Source organism: Nocardioides panzhihuensis (genome assembly GCF_013408335.1).
GTDB classification, from domain to species: Bacteria; Actinomycetota; Actinomycetes; order Propionibacteriales; family Nocardioidaceae; genus Nocardioides; species Nocardioides panzhihuensis.
In genome coordinates, this window is record NZ_JACBZR010000001.1 from 2,680,048 (window position 1) to 2,703,619 (window position 23,572).

At 67.9% G+C, this 23,572-nt stretch carries 24 protein-coding genes; 8 read left to right on the plus strand and 16 right to left on the minus strand.

The window, feature by feature from the left end; genetic code table 11:
* Window positions 1-2 precede the first annotated feature (2 nt).
* The 12 genes from sufU to BJ988_RS12815 all read right to left on the minus strand — a co-directional run bounded on the left by sufU (window position 3) and on the right by BJ988_RS12815 (window position 11,169).
* Window positions 3-467: a Fe-S cluster assembly sulfur transfer protein SufU gene (gene sufU / locus BJ988_RS12760; protein ID WP_179658333.1), complete on the minus strand. Its 465-nt coding sequence runs from the start codon at window positions 465-467 to the stop codon at window positions 3-5.
* The gene (locus BJ988_RS12765) at window positions 467-1,720 is read right to left on the minus strand and encodes an aminotransferase class V-fold PLP-dependent enzyme (RefSeq protein WP_179658334.1); all 1,254 of its coding nucleotides are present in this window, start codon (window positions 1,718-1,720) and stop codon (window positions 467-469) included. Before BJ988_RS12765 ends, sufU begins: the two co-directional genes overlap by 1 nt.
* A gap of 1 nt (window position 1,721) precedes the next feature.
* Window positions 1,722-2,480 (minus strand): Fe-S cluster assembly ATPase SufC, encoded by a 759-nt coding sequence (gene sufC / locus BJ988_RS12770; RefSeq protein WP_179658335.1) that lies wholly within the window; start codon window positions 2,478-2,480, stop codon window positions 1,722-1,724.
* Entirely contained in the window at window positions 2,477-3,658 is a 1,182-nt protein-coding gene (sufD, locus tag BJ988_RS12775; RefSeq protein ID WP_179658336.1) for a Fe-S cluster assembly protein SufD, read from the minus strand. The genes sufC and sufD overlap by 4 nt, the downstream gene beginning before the upstream one ends.
* Complete coding sequence (gene sufB, locus BJ988_RS12780) at window positions 3,658-5,076, minus strand: Fe-S cluster assembly protein SufB (protein ID WP_179658337.1); 1,419 nt, start codon at window positions 5,074-5,076, stop codon at window positions 3,658-3,660. Before sufB ends, sufD begins: the two co-directional genes overlap by 1 nt.
* Entirely contained in the window at window positions 5,073-5,804 is a 732-nt protein-coding gene (locus BJ988_RS12785; protein ID WP_179658338.1) for a helix-turn-helix domain-containing protein, read from the minus strand. Before BJ988_RS12785 ends, sufB begins: the two co-directional genes overlap by 4 nt.
* Window positions 5,805-5,890: 86 nt before the next feature.
* Window positions 5,891-6,475: a Uma2 family endonuclease gene (locus BJ988_RS12790; protein ID WP_179658339.1), complete on the minus strand. Its 585-nt coding sequence runs from the start codon at window positions 6,473-6,475 to the stop codon at window positions 5,891-5,893.
* Window positions 6,476-6,574: 99 nt separating this feature from the next.
* Window positions 6,575-7,150, minus strand: coding sequence for a hypothetical protein (locus BJ988_RS12795; protein WP_179658340.1), 576 nt, complete (start codon window positions 7,148-7,150; stop codon window positions 6,575-6,577).
* 152 nt (window positions 7,151-7,302) lie between these two features.
* Window positions 7,303-8,502, minus strand: coding sequence for an outer membrane protein assembly factor BamB family protein (locus tag BJ988_RS12800; RefSeq protein WP_179658341.1), 1,200 nt, complete (start codon window positions 8,500-8,502; stop codon window positions 7,303-7,305).
* A 109-nt stretch (window positions 8,503-8,611) separates the two neighbouring features.
* A complete protein-coding gene (locus BJ988_RS12805) occupies window positions 8,612-9,811 on the minus strand; it encodes an RtcB family protein (RefSeq protein WP_179658342.1) in 1,200 nt (399 codons plus the stop codon).
* 280 nt (window positions 9,812-10,091) lie between these two features.
* Window positions 10,092-10,562, minus strand: a complete 471-nt coding sequence (locus tag BJ988_RS12810) for a PPOX class F420-dependent oxidoreductase (RefSeq protein ID WP_179658343.1) — start codon at window positions 10,560-10,562, stop codon at window positions 10,092-10,094.
* Window positions 10,528-11,169 carry a VOC family protein gene (locus BJ988_RS12815; RefSeq protein WP_179658344.1) on the minus strand — a complete coding sequence of 214 codons (642 nt, stop codon included), beginning with the start codon at window positions 11,167-11,169 and terminating at the stop codon, window positions 10,528-10,530. Before BJ988_RS12815 ends, BJ988_RS12810 begins: the two co-directional genes overlap by 35 nt.
* 246 nt (window positions 11,170-11,415) lie before the next feature.
* Between BJ988_RS12815 and BJ988_RS12820 the strand changes: the two genes are divergently transcribed.
* From BJ988_RS12820 to BJ988_RS12830, 3 genes are read left to right on the plus strand one after another with little or no spacing between them, the layout of a single operon-like run.
* Window positions 11,416-12,393 (plus strand): ABC transporter ATP-binding protein, encoded by a 978-nt coding sequence (locus BJ988_RS12820; RefSeq protein ID WP_425490844.1) that lies wholly within the window; start codon window positions 11,416-11,418, stop codon window positions 12,391-12,393.
* The gene (locus tag BJ988_RS12825; protein WP_179658345.1) at window positions 12,386-13,177 is read left to right on the plus strand and encodes an ABC transporter permease; all 792 of its coding nucleotides are present in this window, start codon (window positions 12,386-12,388) and stop codon (window positions 13,175-13,177) included. Before BJ988_RS12820 ends, BJ988_RS12825 begins: the two co-directional genes overlap by 8 nt.
* On the plus strand, window positions 13,174-14,073 hold the full coding sequence (locus BJ988_RS12830) for a COX15/CtaA family protein (protein WP_218860830.1): 900 nt from the start codon (window positions 13,174-13,176) through the stop codon (window positions 14,071-14,073). The genes BJ988_RS12825 and BJ988_RS12830 overlap by 4 nt, the downstream gene beginning before the upstream one ends.
* Window positions 14,074-14,081: 8 nt before the next feature.
* Here BJ988_RS12830 and BJ988_RS12835 read toward each other — a convergent pair whose 3' ends face one another.
* Both BJ988_RS12835 and BJ988_RS12840 read right to left on the minus strand, forming a co-directional pair.
* Entirely contained in the window at window positions 14,082-14,690 is a 609-nt protein-coding gene (locus tag BJ988_RS12835; protein ID WP_179658347.1) for a hypothetical protein, read from the minus strand.
* A 20-nt stretch (window positions 14,691-14,710) separates the two neighbouring features.
* On the minus strand, window positions 14,711-15,649 hold the full coding sequence (locus BJ988_RS12840; RefSeq protein ID WP_179658348.1) for a heme o synthase: 939 nt from the start codon (window positions 15,647-15,649) through the stop codon (window positions 14,711-14,713).
* A gap of 171 nt (window positions 15,650-15,820) precedes the next feature.
* On the opposite strand from BJ988_RS12840, the gene tkt reads away from it, so the two are divergent.
* The 5 genes from tkt (at window position 15,821) to BJ988_RS12865 (ending at window position 22,749) form a co-directional block, all read left to right on the plus strand.
* The gene (gene tkt, locus BJ988_RS12845) at window positions 15,821-17,932 is read left to right on the plus strand and encodes a transketolase (RefSeq protein WP_343051594.1); all 2,112 of its coding nucleotides are present in this window, start codon (window positions 15,821-15,823) and stop codon (window positions 17,930-17,932) included.
* Window positions 17,933-17,934: 2 nt separating this feature from the next.
* Window positions 17,935-19,041 (plus strand): transaldolase, encoded by a 1,107-nt coding sequence (gene tal, locus BJ988_RS12850; RefSeq protein ID WP_179658350.1) that lies wholly within the window; start codon window positions 17,935-17,937, stop codon window positions 19,039-19,041.
* Window positions 19,038-20,711: a glucose-6-phosphate isomerase gene (gene pgi, locus BJ988_RS12855; protein ID WP_179658351.1), complete on the plus strand. Its 1,674-nt coding sequence runs from the start codon at window positions 19,038-19,040 to the stop codon at window positions 20,709-20,711. The genes tal and pgi overlap by 4 nt, the downstream gene beginning before the upstream one ends.
* Window positions 20,708-21,451: a 6-phosphogluconolactonase gene (pgl, locus tag BJ988_RS12860; RefSeq protein WP_179658352.1), complete on the plus strand. Its 744-nt coding sequence runs from the start codon at window positions 20,708-20,710 to the stop codon at window positions 21,449-21,451. The genes pgi and pgl overlap by 4 nt, the downstream gene beginning before the upstream one ends.
* 116 nt (window positions 21,452-21,567) lie before the next feature.
* Window positions 21,568-22,749: an endonuclease gene (locus BJ988_RS12865; RefSeq protein WP_179658353.1), complete on the plus strand. Its 1,182-nt coding sequence runs from the start codon at window positions 21,568-21,570 to the stop codon at window positions 22,747-22,749.
* Between the two features lie 74 nt (window positions 22,750-22,823).
* Here BJ988_RS12865 and BJ988_RS12870 read toward each other — a convergent pair whose 3' ends face one another.
* Both BJ988_RS12870 and secG read right to left on the minus strand, forming a co-directional pair.
* The gene (locus BJ988_RS12870; protein ID WP_179658354.1) at window positions 22,824-23,183 is read right to left on the minus strand and encodes an RNA polymerase-binding protein RbpA; all 360 of its coding nucleotides are present in this window, start codon (window positions 23,181-23,183) and stop codon (window positions 22,824-22,826) included.
* 132 nt (window positions 23,184-23,315) lie between these two features.
* Window positions 23,316-23,546, minus strand: a complete 231-nt coding sequence (gene secG, locus BJ988_RS12875; RefSeq protein ID WP_179658355.1) for a preprotein translocase subunit SecG — start codon at window positions 23,544-23,546, stop codon at window positions 23,316-23,318.
* Window positions 23,547-23,572: the final 26 nt, after the last annotated feature.

Genomic DNA, 23,572 nt, shown 5'->3' on the forward strand with positions numbered 1-23,572 from the left:
CATCATTTCTCCTCAGCGAGCGCGTGCTCGTTTGCCTGGGCGGCGGCATCTTTCCAAGCCATCCACGACAGCAGCGCGCACTTGATCCGGGCAGGGAACTTGGCGACGCCGGCGAAGGCGATGCCGTCCTCCAGAATGTCCTCGTCGGGCTCCACCTGGCCCTTGCCCTGCATCAGCCGCAGGAACTCTTCGTGGATGATCAGCGCCTCATCGACCGTCTTGCCGACGACGAGGTCGTTGAGCACGGAGGCCGAGGCCTGCGAGATGGAGCAGCCGAGGGCGTCGTACGAGATGTCCTCGATCTTGCCGCCGTCGACGTGCACCCGCAGGGTGATCTCGTCACCGCAGGTCGGGTTGACGTGGTGAACCTCCGCCTCGAAGGGGTCGCGGAGACCCTTTCCGTGCGGGTTCTTGTAGTGGTCCAGGATGATCTCCTGGTACATGCTCTCGAGGTTCGCGGCAGTCATCACTTGTCCAACTTGAAGAAGCTACGTACGTATTCCAACCCCTCGACCAGCGCGTCGATCTCGGCGGGCGTGGTGTAGAGGTAGGAGGACATCCGGTTGGAGGCCTGTACGCCGAACCGCTGGTGGGCCGGCTTGGCGCAGTGGTGCCCGGCGCGGATGGCGACGCCCTTGGAGTCGAGGACCTGAGCCACGTCGTGCGGGTGCACTCCGTCGAGCTCGAAGGAGATCGCGCCACCGCGCTTGGCCGCGTCGTCCGGGCCGAGCACGCTCACACCGGGCACGCTCGCCAGACGATCCAGCGCATAGGCCGTGATCGCCTGCTCGTGGGCGTGGATGTTCTCCATCCCGATGTGCATCAGGTATTCGAGCGCCGCACCGAGACCGATAGCCTCGGCGATCGGCGGGGTGCCGGCCTCGAACTTGTGCGGGATCGGAGCGTAGGTCGCCTTCTCCATCGTCACGGTCGCGATCATCTCGCCACCGCCGAGGAACGGCGGCAGCGCCTCGAGGGCGGCACGCCGACCCCACAGGACACCGATGCCGGTCGGGCCGACGACCTTGTGGCCGGTGAAGACGAGGAAGTCAGGACGCTCCTCCTCCGCCATCGACGCCAGGTCGATCGGGAGCACCGGTGCGGCCTGGGCAGCGTCGATGACGACCAGCGCACCGACCTCGTGGGCCTTCCGGGTGATCTCGGCGACCGGGTTGATGGTGCCGAGCATGTTGGAGACCCAGGTCAGCGCCACGATCTTGGTCGCCGGGGTGATCAGCTCGTCGATGTTCGACAGGTCGAGCTCACCGGAGTCGGTCAGCCCGAACCACTTCAACGACGCACCGGACCGCTGCGTGGCGAGCTGCCACGGAACGATGTTCGAGTGGTGCTCCATCTCGGTGGTCACGACCACGTCACCGGGGCTCAGCGGCACCGTGTTGGCGACGAGGTTGAGGCCCTCGGAGGCGTTCTTGGTGAAGATCACCTCGTCGCGCTCGGGCGCGCCGAGGAAGCGCGCGACGGTGTCGCGCGCCCCCTCGAACGCCTCGGTCGCCTCAGCGCCCAGGTGGTGCATCGCCCGGGCGATGTTGGCGTTGTGCCGCTCCAGGTGGTCGACCATGGTGTCGATCACGATCTGCGGCTTCTGCGAGGTGTTGGCGCTGTCGAGGTAGACCAACGGGGTCTCGCCGCCGTCGAAGGTGCGCTCCAGGATCGGGAAGTCCTTGCGGACCAGATCCAGGTCGGGCAGCAGACCCTTCATGTCAGACCGCCGCGCTCGTGAACCGCTCGTAGCCGCTGGCCTCGAGCTCCTCGGCGAGGTCCGGCCCACCCGACTCCGCGATCCGGCCGGCCACGAAGACGTGCACGTGGTCAGGCTTGATGTAGCGCAGGATGCGGGTGTAGTGGGTGATCAGCAGGACCGACTTGCCGTCGCGGGCGCGGAAGTCGTTGATGCCGTCGGAGACCACCTTGAGCGCGTCGATGTCGAGACCGGAGTCGATCTCGTCGAGCAGCGCGAAGGCCGGGTCGAGGATGTCGAGCTGGGCGATCTCGTGGCGCTTCTTCTCGCCACCGGAGAAGCCCTCGTTGACGGAGCGCTGCGAGAAGGTCGGGTCCAGGTGCATCTTGTCCATCGCACCGTTGACGTCCTTGACCCACGTACGCAGCTTGGGAGCCTCGCCGTCCAGCGCCGTCTTCGCGGTGCGCAGGAAGTTGACGACGCTCACGCCGGGGACCTCGACGGGGTACTGCATCGCCAGGAAGAGACCCGCCTTGGCGCGCTCGTCGACAGACATCTCCAGGACGTCCTCACCGTCGAGGGTGACGGTGCCGCCGGTGACGGTGTACTTCGGGTGGCCGGCGATCGAGTAGGCAAGGGTGGACTTGCCCGAGCCGTTGGGGCCCATGATCGCGTGGGTCTCGCCGGAGTTGATGGTCAGCGTGACGCCCTTGAGGATCTCCTTCGGGCCGTCCTCGGTCTCCACCGAGACCGTGAGGTCCTTGATCTCAAGCGTGCTCATACGTTGTCCTTCGTGATCAGAGTGTTGATGTTCTTGGCGAGCTCGGCCTCGACCGTGCTCGTCAGCTTCTCCTCGAGCTCGGGGACGCCGATCTGGCGGATGAGGTCGTTGAAGAAGCCGTGCACGACCAGGCGCTTGGCCTCGGTCTCGGCGATGCCGCGGCTCTGCAGGTAGAAAAGCTGCTCGTCGTCGAACCGGCCGATCGCCGACGCGTGGCCCGCGCCCTCGATCTCGCCGGTCTCGATCTCCAGGTTGGGCACGGAGTCGGCCCAGGCACCGTCGGTGAGGATGAGGTTGCGGTTCTCCTCGTACGTCTCGATGCCTTCGGCCTCCTTGCGGATCAGCACGTTGCCGATCCAGACCGCGTGGGCCTTCTCGCCCTGCAGCGCGCCCTTGTAGACCACGTTGGACTTGGTCTTCGGGGCGGTGTGGTCGACGAAGAGACGGTGCTCGATGTGCTGGCCGGCGTCGGCAAAGTAGAGGCCGAGCGCCTCCACGGAGCCGCCGGGGCCGGCGTACTCGGCGGTGAAGTCGTGGCGCACGACGTCGCCACCGAAGCTCACCGAGACGTGCTTCAGGTTGGCGTCGCGTCCGACCTTGGCGTGCTGGGTGGAGAGGTGGACGGCGTCGTCCGCCCAGTCCTGGACGGAGACGACGGTCAGGTCGGCACCGTCCTCGACGACGATCTCGATGTTGTCGGCGACGACGGCAGAGCCCTCGAAGACCAGCACGACGGTCGCCTTGGCGAACTTCTCCGCGACGATCACCGCGTGACCGGCGCCGGCGGTCGCCGAGCCGGTGCCGTGGTGACGGATCACGGTCGCGCCCTCGATGACGGTGTCGGTCGGGATGCGCACGACGGTGGCACCGGTCGACGCCGCCCAGGCCCGCGCCGAGACGCGGTCGGTCGGGACCAGACCCGAGGAGCCGCGTACGGCGTCGTCGGCCGCCACGGTCTCGACGCTCACTCCGGCGGCAGCCTCGACGTCGACCTTCGTCGCACCGTCAGCGAAGGGCGCCGAGTCGTGGATGCCCTTGAGGCGCTTGAGCGGGGTGAACCGCCAGATCTCCTCGCGACCCTTCGGCACCTCGTGGGCGTCGACGTCGAAAGAGCCTTCGGGGTGGAGGTGGGACTCGACCTTGCCGAGCTCCAGGGCCTCCTGTACAGCTGCGGTCATCAGCCGACCGCTCCTTCCATCTGCAGTTCGATCAGGCGGTTCAGCTCGAGGGCGTACTCCATCGGGAGCTCCTTGGCGATCGGCTCGACGAAGCCGCGCACGATCATCGCCATCGCCTCGTCCTCGGCCATGCCGCGGGACATCAGGTAGAACAGCTGGTCGGCGGAGACCTTCGAGACCGAGGCCTCGTGACCCATCGAGACGTCGTCCTCGCGGATGTCGACGTAGGGGTAGGTGTCCGAACGGGAGATCTGGTCGACCAGGAGCGCGTCGCACAGGACGTTGGACTTCGAGCCGTGAGCGCCCTCGTTGATCTGGACCAGGCCCCGGTAGGAGGTCCGGCCGCCACCGCGAGCAACGCTCTTCGACAGGATCGAGGAGGAGGTGTTCGGCGCGGCGTGGACCATCTTGGCGCCCGCGTCCTGGTGCTGACCCTCGCCGGCGAAGGCGATGGAGAGCGTCTCACCCTTGGAGTGCTCGCCCATCAGGTAGACGGCCGGGTACTTCATGGTCACCTTGGAGCCGATGTTGCCGTCGACCCACTCCATGGTCGCGCCCTCGTCGCAGACGGCGCGCTTGGTGACGAGGTTGTAGACGTTGTTCGACCAGTTCTGAATCGTCGTGTAGCGAACGCGGGCGTTCTTCTTCACGATGATCTCGACGACCGCGGAGTGCAGCGAGTCGGACTGGTAGATCGGCGCGGTGCAGCCCTCGACGTAGTGAACGTAGGAGTCCTCGTCGGCGATGATCAGGGTGCGCTCGAACTGGCCCATGTTCTCGGTGTTGATCCGGAAGTAGGCCTGCAGCGGGATGTCGACGTGGACGCCCTTGGGCACGTAGATGAACGAGCCACCCGACCACACCGCGGTGTTCAGCGCGGAGAACTTGTTGTCGCCGACCGGGATCACCGTGCCGAAGTACTCCTGGAAGAGCTCCGGGTGCTCCTTGAGCGCGGTGTCGGTGTCGAGGAAGAGCACGCCCTTCTCCTCGAGGTCCTCGCGGATCGAGTGGTAGACGACCTCGGACTCGTACTGCGCGGCGACACCGGCGACCAGGCGCTGCTTCTCCGCCTCGGGGATGCCGAGCCGGTCGTAGGTGTTCTTGATGTCCTCGGGGAGGTCCTCCCACGAGGTCGCCTGCTTCTCCGACGAACGCACGAAGTACTTGATGTTGTCGAAGTCGATCTCCGAGAGGTCGGAGCCCCACGTGGGCATCGGCTTGCGGCCGAAGAGCTTGAGGCCCTTCAGGCGCATGTCGAGCATCCACTGCGGCTCGGACTTCTTGCCGGAGATGTCGCGGACGATGGCGTCGTTGAGACCGCGCTGTGCCGTAGCACCGGCGACGTCCGAGTCGGCCCAGCCGAACTCGTACTTGCCAATGCCCTTCAGCTCAGGGTTGAGCTCCTCGATGGAGGTCATGTCGTGACCTGCTCCTTCTTCTTCGAAACTTCGCCGGGACCGGAGGATCCAGGAGGGATGTGCGTCGTGCAGACACCGTCGCCGTGGGCGATGGTGGCCAAGCGTTGTACGTGGGTGCCGAGCAGCTTCGCGATGGCCTCTGTCTCCGCCTCGCAGAGCTCGGGGAACTCCTGGGCGACGTGAGCCACCGGACAGTGCTGCTGGCACAGCTGCTCACCGGCGTCGTGCCCGTTGATCAGCGGCAGCTCCCTGACGGAGGCGGCGTAGCCGTTGGCGGTGAACACGTTCGCGAGCACCTCGGCGGGGCTGAGATCCGTCTCGCTGGCGGCGATCCGATCCAGTCCCTGCTTGATGAACGCCGCGCGACGCTCCGCGAATTCCCGCACGGCCTCCTCGCCCGCCACCTCGGAGAGGAACCGCAGCGCCTCGACCGCCAGGTCGTCGTACTTCTTCTCGAAGCCGTCCCTACCCTGGTCGGTGAGCGCGAAGAGCTTGGCCGGCCGGCCCCGCCCCCGCGTGGAAGCGATGCGCTGCTCACGCTGCTCCACCGCGTCCTCCTCGGCGAGGGCGTCCAGGTGGCGCCTGACCGCGGCCGGCGTCAGGTCGAGCCGCTTCGCCAGCGCCGCAGCGGTCTGCGGACCGTCGACGAGCAGCGAGCGAGCGACCCGCTGACGGGTGCTCTCCTCGTTGGTCTCTGCGGGCTGCAGAGTGCTCTCGTCGAATTTCACAACACCATTGTGACGTTATTCCCCGACGTGATTCAACGAAGGCAACCCTTACTTGCCGCTCGACACACGCCGGAGGTCGCGAAATGTCACTCGGCGACGTCCGTCTTTCGCCGCATCAGAGCCCGTACGTCGACCTCGACCGATCCGTATTCGCCTACCGTCACGGTGCCTCCAGGGGTGTCGTCGTCGAGCATGAGCAACGACACCCACTCACCGTCGACCAGTTCGAAGACCTCCAGCCGACGCTGCCGTGGGTCGAGGATCCAGTACTGCCCGATCCCGGCGGTCGCATATTCGTGCGACTTGGTCACATAGTCGTGGCCCTGTGTGCTCGGCGAGATGACCTCGGCCACCAGCACTGGAGGATCGACGATGGTGCCACCCTCCGGCTCATGGTCGACCAGGGCCACATCAGGCAATCGGACGCGGCTTCCAGGAAGCTGCAGGAACGACTCCGTGGCGACAAAGAGGTCGGGAAACGCGACGTCGAACAGCACCGCCAGCTTCGCCTGGCCCCGGCCGTGGTCGTACGTCGGCGGGCTCATCGGCCACACCGCCCACCCGTTGGCCCACTCGGCCCGCAACTCCTCGGGGAGCACCTGCCATTCCGCGTACGACATCCGTTCCCGGTGCATGCCGACCGTCGACGGCTCGAACTCGACCGATGACATGACACCTCCATCGCGTGCGTACCCACTATCAACTCCACCCATGATGCCTTGTTCACCGAGCCGAAGAAATGGGCCCACCACGGGCGCCGCCGGAGATCCTCACCACCCGCGCCAGCCCATGAGGTCGTCGGGGATGTCAAGCCTCGGCTGCTCGACGACCCACTCGCGGAACCTGTCGATCTCGTTCTGGTAGGCAAGCGGCGGGTAAGTGCTCCAGCCCTTCACCCCCGGCCAGAGCATCTCTACCTCGACCTGGTTGTCGCGGACCGTGATCGCGTAGAGCTCGCGGTTGTCGCGGCGCGATCCCACGACCATGCCGTTGAGGACGTGATCGCAGGTGAAGGCCTCGAATCCCGCTCGCCCCTCCGCCTTCGCCCCTGACACGAGGAACGTCGCCATGACGTACTTCAACCACGGGATCATGTGATTGGCCTTGTCACCTCCGTCGTAGCTGAGGCAGCAGCCGGTCGGGCACGACGTCCAGTTCGACCAGCCGTTTGGGGCCATCCCGAGAAGCTCAGCCCGAGCCGCGTCCTGGTCACCAACACTTCTCAATCCGGTGACGCTTCGATCCAGGAATATGGAGCCGGAGATCCTGTCGACCAGCGCCCGCTCGCTCTCGTTGAGCGCAGGAAGCACCTGTAGGTATCCGATGAAGTCTGTCTGATATCCCATGGACGACACTCTCGGCACCGGCCAAGGGCCGGGCAACGGCGATCTTCGGACCTGTGGAAAACCGCGTCGCGAACAACGCCTGTGGATGGACAACGGCGTCTCTTGGCCAGCGGCGTACGTCCGGTGTCACCGGTTTACGCCCACCAGTCCCCTCAGCTCCCCGGCGACGGCAGCACGTATGCCGTCGTCTCGCCGTCCTCGCTCGCCGCGTCGGCGCTGGCTACCAGTAGCAGGTCACCGACCCTCGTCACCGTCGCGGGACCGACCCCGATGGCGCCGAGGACGTCGTCCGAGCCATCATCGAGATCACGCCGGATCAGGCGATAGCCGTCCCCGGACCGGGTGTCACGACCGACGTAGACGCCCTTCTCGTCGGCTCCCAGGAACGTGTCGCCGGCTTCGCTCGCCCGGCTCCACTCTTCGGTCCCCGAGCTCAGGTCCCACGCTCGAACGGCGCCATCGGCGGCAGCGTCTGATCCGGACAGCTCATCGTCGTAGGCGCCGACGATCCGGTCTCCCACGACCTCGGCCAGCCCGAGGGTCGGCGTCGCGGCGGGAGCGTCCACGGACCGGCCGACGACCTTCCCCATCTGACCGGTGCGTGAGTCGACCGTGCGAATGCCTTGGGCTCCCTCGATCCAGACGTCGGCGACGATCGGATCGGCGGCATAGACCGCACCCACGTGCGGACGGTCGCCGGAGGCGGTCCACAGGCGTTTGCCGGTGTCGACGTCGAAGCCGCTGATGCCGTCCGATTCGGGAACCAGAGCGGTGGGACCGGTAGTCGCCACCCGACATCCGAACGCGCCCAGCTCGCCTGCGCCCTGACGAGCCCGCAGCGGCTCCAGCGGGTCGCCCGTCGTCGCGTCCCAGCGTTCGACCGCGCACTCGGTCGTGGCCGACACGGTCTCCTCGGTCAGCCCGACCATGCCGCCACCCTCGGATCGTCCGCCGATCGACTTGAACGTCGCCGACCACAAGGCGTCTCCGTCGGCGGTGTCGACGACCGTGACCCGGTCACAGCCGTGCATGCCCGAGGGATGGTCACGCACAGCGACGAGCCCGGCGTCGTTCACCGGCGAGATCTCGCACACGTTCTCCTCGAGGGGCAGGTGCCAGGCTTCCTTGCCGTCGGCGAGACGGACGGCTTCGATCCGGGAGGAGTCGATGTTGGCGTAGATCCACAGGTCATCGGTTGCGGTCCAGGAGCCCGCCGACGGGAACTCGCTCTCCGGACCGCCTGATCGAGACCACTTCTCAGCCACCGAACCCGACCCGTCCGTCTCGCCGCAACCGACGAGCAACGTGCTGACCACCACGACCGTCGCCAGGAACGCCTGCTGAGATTTCATGGGCATTTACGTTAGAGCCCCTCACGACCCGGTGGTCGGGTTTCCGAAGGAGCCGTCCGATGGTTGTGAAGCTGAGAGTGACCTAAAGGCCGCGCTCAGCTTCACAACCTCAGCCCTTCACGCAGAGCAGGGTGCGGAGTCGCGCCTCGACAGAGACCAGGTCGGTCTGCGCCTCGATGACGCTCTCCAGCGACTTGTACGCCCCGGGGATCTCGTCGACGACGCCGGCGTCCTTGCGGCACTCGACGCCCTCGGTCTGGCGAGCCAGGTCGTCGACGCTGAAGGTCTTCTTCGCCTTCGTACGCGACATCTTCCGGCCTGCTCCGTGGGACGCGGAGCAGTAGGACGCCTCGTTGCCGAGGCCGCGGACCACATACGAACCGGTGCCCATCGACCCCGGGATCAGGCCGAACTCGTCGGACTTGGCCGAGATCGCGCCCTTGCGGGTGACCACCAGGTCGACGCCGTCGTACGTCTCCCGGGCGACGTAGTTGTGGTGGGCATTGACCTCACGGCCCCACACCACCGACGGGAAGAAACGCGCGAAGACGCCCTTGACGGTGGCCATCATGATCCGCCGGTTGAGCTTGGCGTAGTCCTGAGCCCAGTAGAGGTCGTGCAGGTAGGCGTCCATCTCCGCGGTGCCGGCCAGGAAGACCGCCAGGTCGCGGTCGGGCAGGCCGAGGTTGTGGTCGAGCCCCTTGGCCGCGTAGATGTGCCGCTCGGCGATCTCCTTGCCGATGTTGCGGGATCCGCTGTGCAGCATCAGCCACACGATGCCGTCGTCGTCCGACGTCACCTCGATGAAATGGTTGCCGCCGCCGAGCGAGCCGCACTGCGCGATCGCACGCTTGTGCCGGTCCTCGAGCCGCGGCGCCCGCAGCTCCTCGAAGCCGCCGAAGAGCTTGTCGAAGGCGACCTTCAGCTTCAGGTCCCTGCGCACCACCCGGGCCTGGCCATCGTTGGCCTGGAACCCGACCGGGACCGCCTCCTCGATCGCCGAGCGCAGCGCGCCGAGGTCGTCGGGCAGGTCGCTCGTCATGACGGAGGTCTTGACCGCCATCATCCCGCAGCCGATGTCGACGCCGACCGCGCTCGGCGAGACTGCGTCCTTCATCGCGACGACGGACCCGACCGTGGCGCCCTTGCCGAGATGTACGTCGGGCATCACCCGGACGCCGTGCACCCACGGCAGCTTGGAGATGTTGCGCAGCTGGTCCTGAGCAGCGTGCTCGACCTCATTCGGCCGGGCCCACATCAGGGTCTCGGCCTTGGCGCCGGCCAGGGCGATCGGGAAATCGTTGGTCATCTTCTCTCCTCGAGTAGTGGCCGGAGATGCGGAAGGGCCGCTCCGGCCGGGTTCTGTTCGGCGGGAGCGGCCCTTCGACGGGGTGCGCTGTGGCTCAGCGCGTCGGCGGCTCCTGGCCGATGCGGTCCGAGCGGAGGTCGGACGGCAGGCAGGCAGCGCTCGCCAGGCGGGGGTTCCCGGCGGCGGAGCGGATCTCGACCGACCTGCGCATGCTCATCTCCTCGTCGCGTGTTGCTGAAGCAGAAACGGTAGTCAGCGGCGTACGTCTGGTGCCACTGGTTTATGTGAGGCGTGCGGGGAAGCCGCCGGTGGCGACCGGGCCCCAGCGCTGCGGGGTGATCCGGAGGAGCGACTTATCCTGATCGACCATCGCCTGGCGGTACTCGTCCCAGTCGGAGTGCTCGCCGGAGATGTTGCGGAAGTAGGTGACGAACGCGTCGAGCACCGCCTCCCCCGCCGTTGCGTCGAGCACCTCGGCCTCGCCGTCGACCTGGACCCAGGCGCCGTTCCACTCCTCGGAGAGGACCAGGACGCTGACCTGCGGACGACTGCGGGCGTTGCGGGTCTTGGCCCGCTCCGGGTAGGTCGCGATCACGATCCGGCCGTCGTCGTCGACGCCGCCGGTAACCGGGGAGAGCTGCGGGGATCCGTCGGACCGGCTGGTCACCAGGACCATCTGGTGCCGGGGGCGCACGAACTCCAGCAGCCCCTCGAGATCAACGGTCGTGTTCGTCGCGATCGTGCGTGCCATGGTCCACAGCCTGCCAGGCGAACCCGTCCGGGTCGATGAAGGCCTCGCCGCCACCTCCGAGAGCGATGCCGTACGCCGCAGACGGGTCGAGCGCGACGCCGGTCTCCTTCTCCAGCGCGTGCCGGGGATAGATCGCGAGCTGGACCGCACCAGGAGCGGCCTCGAACTCGGCGTACTTGCCGCCGAAGCTCCGCTTCACCCCGAGCCCCCGCTCGGCGTAGAACCTCTTGCTCGCCTTGACGTCGGCGACACCGAGGAGCAGGACGATGTCGTCGATCTCCCGGGTGGCGGCCCCGCGGTCCTTCTTCGCCGAGGTCGCGATCTTCCAGATCGAGCCGTCGGGGGCCTGGACGATGCCGCCGTAGCCCCAGAAGGACTTCTCGACCGGCTTCAGGGAGACGGCGCCGGCCGCGAGCGCCGAGTCGACGAGGCTGTCGACCGTCGAGGGCTGGCCGACGACGAGGGAGAGCGTGAACGGCCGGCCGGTGCCGGTTCCCGGACCCTGGCGTACGGAGATCTGGTCGGTGAGGCCGAAGGCCTTGTCATAGAACGCCCGGGCGTCCGTGGGGTCTGCTGCGTCGAGGGTGATGGTCCGAAGTGTGAACATGTCTCGACCTTAGGAATCCCGGGGCTTGGGGGCTTCTCGATTCCTGACCGCCTTGCTTGTTGACCTTCTGAGCAGAAATTGTTTCTGAGACACCGCGTCATAGGACTAGGGGCATCGCGTCTCATCCCCGCGTTGGCCGTCCTTCGGTGGGAGTTGGGCGGCCAACGTCCTTATAGACACCTAAGAATCCGCGAGTGCACAGGCACGCGATTGGGCTGGTGGCGTGGGCCTTCTTAGACTGCCGCCGTGGAATCTTCCGTCGCCAGGCCCGCTGTCGAGGTACGCGACCTGCGCATGACCTACGGCGACAAGGCAGCCGTCGACGGGCTCTCGTTGAGCGTCGCGTCCGGCTCGATCACGGCAGTCCTCGGGCCCAACGGCGCCGGGAAGACGACGACGCTGGAGACCTGCGAGGGCTATCGGCGCCCCCAGCAGGGGACGGTGCGGGTGCTCGGGCTCGACCCGATCGCCGACCGCAAGCGGCTGCTCCCCCGGATCGGGGTGATGCTGCAGGGGCAGGGCGCCTGGAGCGGCGTACGCGCCATGGAGATGCTCAAGCACATCGCACGGCTCCACGCGCACCCGCTCGACGTCGACTACCTTGCCGAGCGCCTCGGGCTGGGCGAGTGCGGCCGCACCCCCTACCGACGGCTCTCCGGTGGCCAGCAGCAGCGGCTCGGGCTCGCGATGGCCCTGGTGGGCCGCCCGGAGCTGGTCTTCGTGGACGAGCCGACGGCGGGGATGGACCCGCAGGGGCGGCGTACGACCTGGGAGCTGCTCCGCGAGCTCCGCGCCGACGGCGTCACCGTCGTGCTCACCACCCATTACCTGGAGGAGGCCGAGGAGCTGGCCGACCAGGTGCACATCATCGACCGCGGGCGGATGATCGCCTCGGGGACTCCTCTCGAGCTCACCCGAGGCCCAGGAAATGGGATGAGTGCGACGGCGACCGTGCGGCTGGTGGTGACCAAGCCGTTCCCGCCCGGTGCCCGTGAGTCCCTGCGCAAGGCGCTCGGCGAGGACACCGAGGTCACCCTGCTCGACGAGCGTTCGATGCGGGTCACCGGTAGGGCCGACCCGACCACGCTCGCCAAGGTGAGCCGCTGGTGCGAGGAGAACGACGTCCTCCCGGAGTCGCTGACCCTGGGACGCAGGAGCCTCGAGGACGTCTTCCTCGACCTCACCGGCGGGATCGCTCTCACGGACGGGGTCGAGCATGTCTGAGGTGACCACGGGGACCTTCACCCCAAAGCCCGGCACCGCCCCGATCACCCGTCAGGTGGTCGCCCAGGCGCTGATGGAGGCCAAGCTGATGCTCCGCAACGGCGAGCAGCTCCTGCTCGCTGTCGTGATCCCGGTGATGGTGCTGATCGGTGGCGTCACCGCCGGCAACGCGATCGACCTCGATCTCGGCACCGACCAGTCGCTGGTCGATCTCCTCACCCCTGGCGTCCTCGCCCTGGCGATCATGTCGACCTCCTTCACCAGCCTCGCGATCGCGACCGGCTTCGAGCGGCGCTACGGCGTGATCAAGCGGCTCGGTGCCTCACCGCTCCCCCGGATCGGCCTGCTCGCCGGCAAGGTGCTCGCGCTCGGCTGCGTACAGCTCGTGCAGCTCTTCGTGATCGGCGCCGTCGGCCAGCTCCTCGGCTGGACTCCGGCCGCCGGGTTCGGCACGGTCCTCGCCTTCTTCCTCGCCATCGCGACGGGCACGCTGGCCTTCGCCTCGCTCGGGCTCTTCGTCGCCGGCGTGCTGCGTGCCGAGGCGACCCTGGCGGCGGCCAACCTCATCTACCTGCTTCTCCTCGCCGGCGGTGCCGTGGTGCTGCCGCTGACCGCCTACGGCGCCTTCGGCGACGTCGCCCGCTGGCTGCCCTCGGGCGCGCTGGGTGAGGCGGTACGCACCGCCTTCCTCGACGGCGTCCCCGCCTGGCGAGACCTCGGCGTGCTCCTGATCTGGGCCCTCCTCGGTTCCACCCTCACAGCTAGGACCTTCAAGTGGGAATGACCACCACCGAACCCTCCACAGGCCCGGCTCGCTCGGCCAAGGACAAGGTCGTCGCCTGGCTCCGTGCCCATGCGTTCGGGCTCGCGATCGCCAACCTGGTGGCCAACATCGGGATCGTGGTGACCGGTGCGGTGGTCCGGCTGACCGGGTCCGGCCTCGGCTGCCCCACCTGGCCCAAGTGCACCGAGGAGTCCTACGTGGCTCACGAGGCGCTCGGAATCAACGGCGTGATCGAGTTCGGCAACCGGATGCTGACCTACGTCCTGGCCGCGATCGCCATCACGGTCGTCCTCGCCGTCTGGAACCGCCGTGGGGTGATCCGCAACCTGGCGATCATCATCGCCTGCGGCGTACCGTTCCAGGGGGTCATCGGCGGGATCACGGTGCTCACCGATCTCAACCCGTACGTCGTCGCCCTCCACCTGCTGCTGTCGATGGCGATGGTCGGACTGTGCGTCTGGCTGCTCGACGAGCTCCGCTCCCCCGTGCGTGACGCGGCGCCGCGCGCCGTGCGCGTGGCCTCGTTGGTCACCTTCGCCCTCGGTTGGGTCACACTCTGGCTCGGCACAGTAGTGACCGGCTCCGGCCCGCACTCCGGCGACCTCGAGTCCCGCCGCACCGGCCTCGACCCGGCGCTGATGTCCCACATCCACGCCTACGTCGTCTACGGGCTCGTCGCCGCGACCCTGGTCACCCTCTGGCTCGGCCGCAAGCACGCGTACGTCCGGCGGGTCACGATCGTGCTGCTGGTCATCGAGCTCGCCCAGGGCCTGATCGGCTGGGTGCAGTACCTCACCGACCTCCCCGTCGTCCTGGTCGGCTTCCACATGCTCGGCGCGGCCCTCATCTCCGCCGGCATCGCCCGGGTCGTGGTCTCCACCCGCGCCCACACCTGACGATCAGGTCAGCGGCGAAGCGCTTGTCGGCCGGCAGCAACCAGCGCGACGAAGACGAGCACCGCCTCGGGACCACCGTCGTCCCATGTCGACTCCTGATCCTCGTACGCCCCGATCCAGTCGCCCGACAGCAGCAACACCCAGGCGCCGACCATCAACGCGCAGCCGAACAAGAGGACCGCCAGCAGCACCGACTCCAGCCCGCGCTCCACAGCAGGTCGCTCACCGGCGGAGCGCCAGCCGACCAGCGCAAGCAGGACGAGCAGGACACCCGCTGTGACCGGAAGCCACTGGTAATAGGGCACAGCGTGATCCGCTGCATCGGGAACCAGAGCGATCCTGAACCCCGCCGACACCACCATCACTCCGGTGAGGCCGGCACAGACCCGTGCCACCGACGGAGTGTCCAGCAGCACCAGTGTGAGCACCCCTCCCGGCAGACAAGTCGCTGCCAGCACCGGCGCCCAGTAGCGCAGCTCGTCGGGAAACGGGCGATACCCCGCTCCGCCGGCTGCCTCGCTTCCCAGCGACAACGCCAGCAGCAACCAGATCAGGCCCACCGCGACGGCGAACCACGCCAGCGCCGCCACCGCGAGGCGGACGGCCCGCGACCACACGGACCAGCGCTCTTTCGAGGTCAGCGGATGAGCGGGTCGACCGCGAGTGCGACGAAGAGCAGGCTCAGGTAGAGGTTGCTCGAGTGGAAGAGCTGCATCGGGCGGATCTTGGTGAGGTCCTCGGTGCCCTTGGCACGCGCGTGCAGCTGGTGGGCCTGGACGAGGAAGACGGCGCCGAGTGCGATGGCCGCGACCGGGTAGAGCCAGCCCGTGGAGGCCAGCGGCCACATCAGCAGCGAGGTCGCAACCATGACCCAGGAGTACGCCACGATCTGACCGCCCACGTGGCGGGCGGACTTGACCACCGGCAGCATCGGCACGTCGACCTGCGCGTAGTCCTCGCGGTAGCGCAGCGCCAGCGCCCAGGTGTGCGGCGGGGTCCAGAAGAAGACGACCATGAACAGGATCAGCGGTTCCCAGGAGACCTGGTTGGTGACCGCGGTCCAGCCGATCAGGGTCGGGAAGCAGCCCGCGATGCCGCCCCAGACGATGTTCTGGGTGGTGCGCCGCTTGAGGAGCATCGTGTAGACGAAGACGTAGAACGCGTTCGCGGCCAGCGACAGGCCCGCGGAGAGCCAGTTGACGAAGAACCCGAGCACGACGACCGACAGGACGGCGAGCACCGACCCGAAGATCAGGGCCGCGCGCGGAGTGACCACGTGCCGCGGCAGAGCCCGGCGCCGCGTACGCCTCATCTGCTCGTCGATGTCGCGGTCGTAGACGCAGTTGAAGACCGAGGCCGAACCGGCCGAGAAGATCCCACCGACGACCGTGGCAGCGACCAGACCGACGCCCGGGACACCCTGGGCGGCGAAGAACATCACCGGCACCGTGGTCAGCAGCAGCAGCTCGATCACGCGCGGCTTCGTCAAGGAGACGTACGCCGAGATGACATCGCGCATTGACGCGCGGTCGCTACGCTGGTCGAGGTCGGGGACCGGCTGTTCGACGTGCGTCACTGAGAAGATCCTTCTCGATCGGGTTGAGGCGTCACATGCGGCTCACAGCGGCAGTTCACAGCATGCGGCTCGCAGTCTAACCCGGGTCGTGAGTAGGCTCGGATTCGGCAGCCCCCACGGCCAGCCCAAGAACATCCCACAGTGGACTCTACGATTTTGAAAAGGCACCTCGTGAGCACCAAACCTGTACTCGAGTGGACCGATCTGGACAGCAAGGCCGTGGACACCGTCCGTGTTCTGGCCATGGACTCCGTGCAGAAGGTCGGCAACGGCCACCCTGGCACCGCGATGAGCCTGGCCCCGGCGGCGTACCTGCTCTTCCAGAAGGTGATGAAGCACAACCCCGCCGACACCGACTGGCTCGGCCGTGACCGGTTCGTCCTCTCCGTCGGCCACTCCAGCATCACCCTCTACATCCAGCTCTACCTCGGTGGCTTCGGTCTCGAGCTCGGCGACCTGGAGAGCCTGCGCACGTTCGGCTCGCTCACCCCGGGCCACCCCGAGCGCGGCCACACCCGCGGCGTCGAGGTGACCACCGGCCCGTTGGGCCAGGGCGTCGCCAACGCCGTCGGCATCGCGATGGCCCAGCGCCGGCTGCGCGGCCTGCTCGACCCGGACACCCCGGCCGACCAGCCGAGCCCGTTCGACCACAAGACCTACGTCCTGGCCAGCGACGGCGACCTGCAGGAGGGCGTCAGCAGCGAGGCGAGCTCGATCGCCGGCACCCAGAAGCTCGGCAACCTCACGATGATCTACGACGCCAACCGGATCTCGATCGAGGGCGACACCAACGTCGCGTTCACCGAGGACGTCGCCGCTCGCTACGAGGCGTACGGCTGGCACGTGCAGGTCGTCGACTGGACCAACGACGGAACCGACTACAAGGAGGACGTGCCGGAGCTGTTCTCCGCGATCAACGCGGCCTCCGAGGTCACCGACAAGCCGTCGCTGATCGTGCTGCGCACCGTCATCGCCTGGCCCGCGCCCAACGCCCAGAACACCGGAGCCTCCCACGGCTCGGCTCTCGGCGAGGAAGAGGTCGCCGCGACCAAGAAGCTCATGGGCTTCGACCCGGCCAAGACCTTCGACGTCGACCCCGACGTGCTCGCCCACACCCGCAAGCTCATCGAGCGCGGAGAAGAGGCCGAGGAGGCCTGGCGCGCCGAGGAGGCTGCCTGGGCCAAGGCCAACCCGGAGGGCGCGAAGCTGCTGGCGCGTCTCCAGGCAGGCGAGCTCCCCGAGGGCATCGAGGACGCTCTCCCGGTCTTCGAGGCCGACGCCAAGGGCATCGCCACCCGGGCCGCCTCCGGCAAGGTGATCAACGCCCTCGCGCCGGTGCTGCCCGAGCTGTGGGGCGGCTCGGCCGACCTCGCCGGCTCCAACAACACCACCATCTCGGACGCGCCCAGCTTCGTCCCGGAGGACCGCTCCACCGGTGAGTGGAAGGCCGACCCGTACGCCGGCCGCGTGCTCCACTTCGGCATCCGCGAGCACGGCATGGGCGCGATCCTCAACGGCATCGTGGCCCACTCCCCGACCAGGGTCTTCGGCGGCACGTTCTTCCAGTTCTCCGACTACATGCGCGGCGCCGTGCGCGTCGGGGCACTGTCCGAGCTGCCCGTGATCCACGTCTGGACCCATGACTCCATCGGCCTGGGCGAGGACGGCCCGACCCACCAACCGGTCGAGCACCTCGCCGCGGTCCGGGCCATGCCGGGCCTCGACGTCATCCGTCCCGCCGACGCCAACGAGACCGCTGCCGCATGGCTCGAGGTGCTCAAGCACAACGACCGCCCTTCGGCGCTCGTTCTGACTCGCCAGGCGCTGCCGACCTTCCCGCGAGGGAAGGAGGGCTACGCGACCACCGAGGGCGTGGCGAACGGTGGCTACGTGCTCCTCGACTCCCCCACCGACAACGTCGACGTCGTGCTGCTCGGCACCGGCTCCGAGGTGCAGTACGCGGTCGCTGCCCGCGAGGAGCTCGCGAAGGAGGGCATCGGCGCCCGCGTCGTCTCGCTGCCCTGCCTGGAGTGGTTCGAGGCCCAGGACCAGAACTACCGCGACTCGGTGATCCCGCCCAGCGTCAAGGCCCGAGTCAGCGTCGAGGCCGGCGTGAAGCAGGGCTGGCGGGAGTACGTCGGCGACGCCGGCCGGATCGTATCGCTCGAGCACTTCGGCGCCTCGGCGTCCGGAGCGCTGCTGTTCAAGGAGTACGGCTTCACTCCTGAGGCGGTCGTCACCGCCGCCAAGGAGAGCCTTGCCGCCATCAACAAGGGAGCATGAACATGTCTGATCGTCTCAAGGCGCTGGCCGACGCCGGCGTGTCCATCTGGCTCGACGACCTCTCCCGGGAGCGGATCGAGACCGGCAACCTCTCCGATCTCGTCAAGGAGAAGTCCGTCGTCGGGGTGACCACCAACCCGACCATCTTCGCCGCTGCGATCGCCGACGGCGAACGCTACGACGCGCAGCTGCGCTCGCTGGTCGCCGAGGACAAGTCCGTCGACGAGATCATCTTCGCCCTCACCACCGAGGACGTACGCAACGCCTGCGACATCCTCGCTCCCGTCGCCGAGGCCACCAAGGACGACGGCCGCGTCTCGATCGAGGTCGAGCCCACCCTGGCCAACGACACCGACGCGACCATCGCCTCGGCGAAGGCCCTCTGGGCCACGGTCGACCGTCCCAACGTGCTGATCAAGATCCCGGCGACCCTGGAGGGTCTGCCCGCGATCACCGCCGCGATCGCGGAGGGCATCTCGGTCAACGTGACGCTGATCTTCTCGGTCGAGCGCTACCGCGAGGTGATGGACGCCTACCTGACCGGCCTGGAGCAGGCCAAGGCGGCCGGCAAGGACCTCTCCACCATCCGCAGCGTCGCCTCGTTCTTCGTCTCCCGGGTCGACTCCGAGATCGACAAGCGGCTCGAGGTGATCGGCAGCCCCGAGGCCAACGCGCTGCTCGGGAAGGCCGCGGTCGCCAACGCCATCGCTGCCTACGCCGCGTTCGAGGAGGTCCACAAGAGCGAGCGCTGGACCGCGCTGGCCAGCGAGGGCGCCAACGCCCAGCGGCCGCTGTGGGCCTCGACCGGGGTCAAGAACACCGCCTACCCCGACACCCTCTACGTCACCGACCTGGTCGTCGCCGACACGGTCAACACGATGCCGGAGAAGACGATGGACGCCTTCGCCGACCACGGTGAGGTCAAGGGCGACGTCGTCAGCGGCAAGGGCGCCGAGGCCGCGACGGTCTTCGAGTCGCTGCGCTCGGTCGGGATCGACGTCGACGACGTCTTCCTGACGCTGGAGACCGAGGGCGTGGACAAGTTCAAGGGCTCCTGGACCGAGCTCGTCGACACCGTGGTCGCCCAGATCGAGGCGGTCAAGAAGTGACTCGAGGCCCGGTCGACGCGACGACGACGGACGCATGGAAGGCACTCACCGAGCTGCGGGCCGGCTTCGAGCCCGACCTGCGCTCGTGGTTCGCCGACGATCCCGGCCGGGCCTCACGCTTCACCTTCGAGGCGGCCGACCTCCACGTCGACCTCTCCAAGGACCTCATCACCGACGACCTCCTGGCCGGACTGCTGGCGCTCGCCGAGCAGGTCGGCCTGGAGGCTCGACGCGACGCGATGCTCGCCGGTGAGCGCATCAACGTGACCGAGGACCGCGCGGTGCTCCACACCGCGCTGCGTCTGCCGGCCGACGCGTCCCTCGTCGTCGACGGCACCGACGTCGTGCCCGCCGTCCACGAGACCCTGGCGAAGATGTACGCCTTCGCCGACCGGGTCCGCTCAGGTGAGTGGACGGGCGTCACCGGCGAGCGGATCCGGACGGTCGTCAACATCGGCATCGGCGGCTCCGACCTCGGTCCGGTGATGGCCTACGAAGCGCTGGAGCCGTTCCGCCACCCGGAGATCGAGTGCCGGTTCATCTCCAACATCGACCCGACCGACGCCGGCCAGAAGCTGAAGGGCCTCGACCCTGCTACGACCCTGTTCGTCGTCTCCTCGAAGACCTTCTCGACGCTGGAGACGCTGACCAACGCCCGCCTCGCGCGGGCCTGGCTGCTCGACGCGCTCGCCGAGAACGGCGACGTGGACCGGGCCGACGCGGTGCGAAAGCACTTCGTCGCGGTCTCCACCGCGCTGGACAAGGTCGCGGACTTCGGGATCGACCCGGAGAACGCGTTCGGGTTCTGGGACTGGGTCGGTGGTCGCTACTCGGTCGACTCCGCGATCGGCACCAGCCTGGCGATCGCCATCGGGCCGGAGCGGTTCGGTGAGTTCCTCGGCGGGTTCCACGCCATCGACAAGCACTTCGCCGAGACTCCGCTGGCCCAGAACGTGCCGGCCCTGATGGGTCTCCTGAACGTCTGGTACGTCAACTTCCTCGACGCTCAGACCCACGCCGTGCTGCCCTACTCCCAGCTGCTGCACCGGTTCCCGGCGTACCTTCAGCAGCTGACGATGGAGTCCAACGGCAAGTCGGTGCGCTGGGACGGCACCGCGGTCACAACCGACACCGGCGAGGTGTTCTGGGGCGAGCCCGGCACCAACGGGCAGCACGCGTTCTACCAGCTGATCCACCAAGGCACCCGGGTGATCCCGGCCGACTTCATCGCCTTTGCCAACCCCGCCTACCCGCTCGCGGACAACCACGACGGGCAGGACGTCGACGTCCACGAGCTGTTCCTGGCCAACTTCTTCGCCCAGACCCAGGCGCTGGCCTTCGGCAAGACCGACGAGCAGGTGCGTGCCGAGGACACCCCGGAGCACATCGTCAACGCGCGGGTCTTCTCCGGAAACCGGCCGACCACCTCCATCATGGCGCCGGCCCTGACACCCGGCGTCCTGGGCCAGCTCGTCGCGCTCTACGAGCACATCACCTTCACCCAGGGCGTGGTGTGGGGCATCGACTCCTTCGACCAGTGGGGCGTCGAGCTCGGCAAGCAGCTAGCTCAGCAGATCAGCCCCGCCGTCTCCGGCGACGCGAGCACCGCCCGCCAGCAGGACACCTCCACCCAGTCCCTCATCGCCTACTACAGAGAGAAGCGTCAGTGACGACCAGCGACGGTCACCCCGAGTCACTCATCGAGGTCCACGACACCGCGGAAGCGCTCGCCTCCGCGGTCGCCGGAGAGTTCCTCAGCCGCGTCGCCGACCTGCAGGCCGCCGGCGACGTACCCACCATCGGCCTCACCGGCGGCACCATCGCCGAGGCCATCCACCGCGAGATCGCGCGGCTCTCGCCCGAGTCGGGCGTCGACTGGGGTGCGGTCGACTTCTACTTCGGCGACGAACGCTACGTCGCCGCCGACTCCCCCGACCGCAACGCCGGCCAGGCCCGCGCGGCGTTCCTCAGCTCCGTCGGCGTGCCGGACCACCGCATCCACGAGATGCCCGCCACCGACTCCGGCCTGAGCGTCGACGAGGCCGCGGCACAGTTCTCCGATGACGTACGCAGTCATGGCGGCGGCGGCTTCGACATCCTCATGCTCGGCGTCGGCCCCGACGGCCACATCGCCTCCCTCTTCCCCGGCTTCCCGCAGCTCGAGGCGAAGGACGCGATCGCCGTCGGCGTCACCGGCTCCCCCAAGCCACCGCCCGAGCGCATCACCTTCACCTTCGAGGCCCTGCGCCGGTCCACGACCGTCTGGTTCCTGGTCAGCGGCGAAGGCAAGGCCGACGCCGTGGCGAAGGCCCACGCCGGGGCCCCGATCTCCGAGATCCCGGCCGCCGGCGTCATCGGCACCCACGAGACCACCTGGTTCCTCGACCGGGCCGCCGCCTCGGGACTCTGACCCACGCCGACTCGGCGCAAACGCCCAGGGAACTCAGTTACCCAGGGGGATAACGCCAGGTAAATCTTTCCCACATCGGGTGTCCCGCACCCTGTTCGACATGCCACCATCCGAGCATGCCCATCAGCGCCTCTCGGCGGCTGCGCCTCACCCTGGCCAGCCTCGTTGCCCTCGCCCTGGCGAGCTTCATGGCGGTCGTGATCACGACCGCCCCGGCCCAGGCGGCCACGATCAACGTCACCACGGCGATCGCCTCCCAGAACGGCTCGACGGCCACCGTACGTGGCTACGTCGTCGGCCAACCCACGGCGACCAACACCGTCGTCACCAGCAGCTACCCCAACGACTACGCCCTCGCGATCGCGGACTCGGCGACGGAGACCAACACCTCGCGGATGCTCTACGTGCAGATTCCGCCCGCGTTCCGGTCCGCCTGGGGCTTGCGGTCCAACCCGAGCCTCAAGGGCCGCCAGATCGACGCCACCGGCACCCTGGCGGCGTACTTCTCTCATCCTGGCCACAAGAACGCGACCGCCTTCGCGTTCGCCGGCTCCACTCCCCCGCCCACCGACCCGACCGATCCGCCCACGACTGCGCCCGGCGTTCCGTCGGGCTACTACGACTCGGCGTCCGGGCTCTCGGGCGCGCAGCTGAAGTCGGCGCTGCACAACATCATCGACGGCCACACCACGCTGTCCTACAGCGCGGTGTGGGAGACGCTGAAAGTGCTCGACCAGGACCCGAACAACTCCGCGAACGTGATCGAGTTCTACTCCGGCGTCTCCACACCGAAGACCAACAACGGTGGCGGCGCCGACAACTGGAACCGTGAGCACACCTGGCCGCAGAGCCACGGCGACTTCGGCACGAGCAACGGACCGGGAACCGACGTGCACCACCTGCGGCCCGAGGACGTCACCGTCAACTCCACCCGCGGCAGCAAGGACTTCGACCTCGGCGGGTCGGCCGTCTCCGAGTGCGGCGACTGCTGGACCGACTCCGACTCGTTCGAGCCCCGTGACAGCGTGAAGGGCGACCTCGCCCGCGGCATCCTCTACATGGCCGTTCGCTACAACGGCGACGACGGGTTCGCCGACCTGGAGGTCAACAACGCCATCAACGGCTCGACCAACTACCTCGGCAAGGTCTGCGTCCTGCTCGGCTGGCACAGCGCCGACCCCGTCACCGCAGCCGAACGCTCGCGAAACGACCGGATCTACTCGACCTACCAGCGCAACCGCAACCCGTTCGTCGACCACCCGGAGTACGCCGACGCCGTCTTCGGCGCGGCCTGCTGACCGCTGCGGACGAACGCAAATGCACCGAGTCGGCGCCTCTGTCCAGGACAGATGCGCCGACTCGGCTGATGAGCTCAGAAGATGATCTCGCCGGACTTCCGGCGGGATCGGAGCAGAGCGATTGCCTCCTCCAGGATGTCCTCGGCCTCGGCGTCGGAGCGGCGCTCCTTCACGTAGGCGAGGTGGGTCTTGTAAGGCTCGGTCTTCGGCGCCGGGGGCGCGTTCTCCTCGTCCAGTCCAGCTGGGAGCCCACACTTGGGGCAGTCCCACGAGTCTGGTGGCGTCGCCTCGACGGCGAAGGTGATGACCGAATGATGTGCGTTGGCGCAGAAGTAGGTGACGGCCTTTCGCGGCGCAGCTTCGCCGCGCTCCGCCTCACCCATCGGCCCAGCACCGACTCGGGAGCCCCGAATCGCGTTCCCTCCACCTGCCATGGTGCTGCGGTGTCCTCTCTCAACTTAAGTTCGCAGCCCCGAGAGGCCACTTTGGGGGAATTGGACGGCAAAATCTCCGTCCAGCGTCGAATGAGTTTAGACGCTATCGCGCATGCTCCGAAGGGAAATGGATCAGTAGGCCATCAGCAGGCCGAGCGCGATCACACAGGCGAACCAGATCACGCCGATGCCGACGGTGAGCCGGTCGAGGTTGCGCTCGACGACCGAGGATCCACCCAGGGAGCTCGATACGCCGCCGCCGAACATGTCGGAGAGTCCGCCACCGCGGCCCTTGTGAAGCAGCACGAGCACGATCATCAGCGCGCTCGCGATGACCAGGATGATGGTGAAGAGAAGTTCCACGTTTGAATCCTATCTGGAGAGCGCCA

Bases quoted from the DNA above. Each gene is read 5' to 3' on its own strand.
- sufU (WP_179658333.1), bottom strand. From the start codon at position 467: ATGACTGCCGCGAACCTCGAGAGCATGTACCAGGAGATCATCCTGGAC.
- BJ988_RS12765 (WP_179658334.1), bottom strand. From the start codon at position 1,720: ATGAAGGGTCTGCTGCCCGACCTGGATCTGGTCCGCAAGGACTTCCCG.
- sufC (WP_179658335.1), bottom strand. From the start codon at position 2,480: ATGAGCACGCTTGAGATCAAGGACCTCACGGTCTCGGTGGAGACCGAG.
- sufD (WP_179658336.1), bottom strand. From the start codon at position 3,658: ATGACCGCAGCTGTACAGGAGGCCCTGGAGCTCGGCAAGGTCGAGTCC.
- sufB (WP_179658337.1), bottom strand. From the start codon at position 5,076: ATGACCTCCATCGAGGAGCTCAACCCTGAGCTGAAGGGCATTGGCAAG.
- BJ988_RS12790 (WP_179658339.1), bottom strand. From the start codon at position 6,475: ATGTCATCGGTCGAGTTCGAGCCGTCGACGGTCGGCATGCACCGGGAA.
- BJ988_RS12795 (WP_179658340.1), bottom strand. From the start codon at position 7,150: ATGGGATATCAGACAGACTTCATCGGATACCTACAGGTGCTTCCTGCG.
- BJ988_RS12800 (WP_179658341.1), bottom strand. From the start codon at position 8,502: ATGAAATCTCAGCAGGCGTTCCTGGCGACGGTCGTGGTGGTCAGCACG.
- BJ988_RS12805 (WP_179658342.1), bottom strand. From the start codon at position 9,811: ATGACCAACGATTTCCCGATCGCCCTGGCCGGCGCCAAGGCCGAGACC.
- BJ988_RS12810 (WP_179658343.1), bottom strand. From the start codon at position 10,562: ATGGCACGCACGATCGCGACGAACACGACCGTTGATCTCGAGGGGCTG.
- BJ988_RS12815 (WP_179658344.1), bottom strand. From the start codon at position 11,169: ATGTTCACACTTCGGACCATCACCCTCGACGCAGCAGACCCCACGGAC.
- BJ988_RS12825 (WP_179658345.1), top strand. From the start codon at position 12,386: ATGTCTGAGGTGACCACGGGGACCTTCACCCCAAAGCCCGGCACCGCC.
- BJ988_RS12830 (WP_218860830.1), top strand. From the start codon at position 13,174: ATGACCACCACCGAACCCTCCACAGGCCCGGCTCGCTCGGCCAAGGAC.
- tal (WP_179658350.1), top strand. From the start codon at position 17,935: ATGTCTGATCGTCTCAAGGCGCTGGCCGACGCCGGCGTGTCCATCTGG.
- BJ988_RS12865 (WP_179658353.1), top strand. From the start codon at position 21,568: ATGCCCATCAGCGCCTCTCGGCGGCTGCGCCTCACCCTGGCCAGCCTC.
- BJ988_RS12870 (WP_179658354.1), bottom strand. From the start codon at position 23,183: ATGGCAGGTGGAGGGAACGCGATTCGGGGCTCCCGAGTCGGTGCTGGG.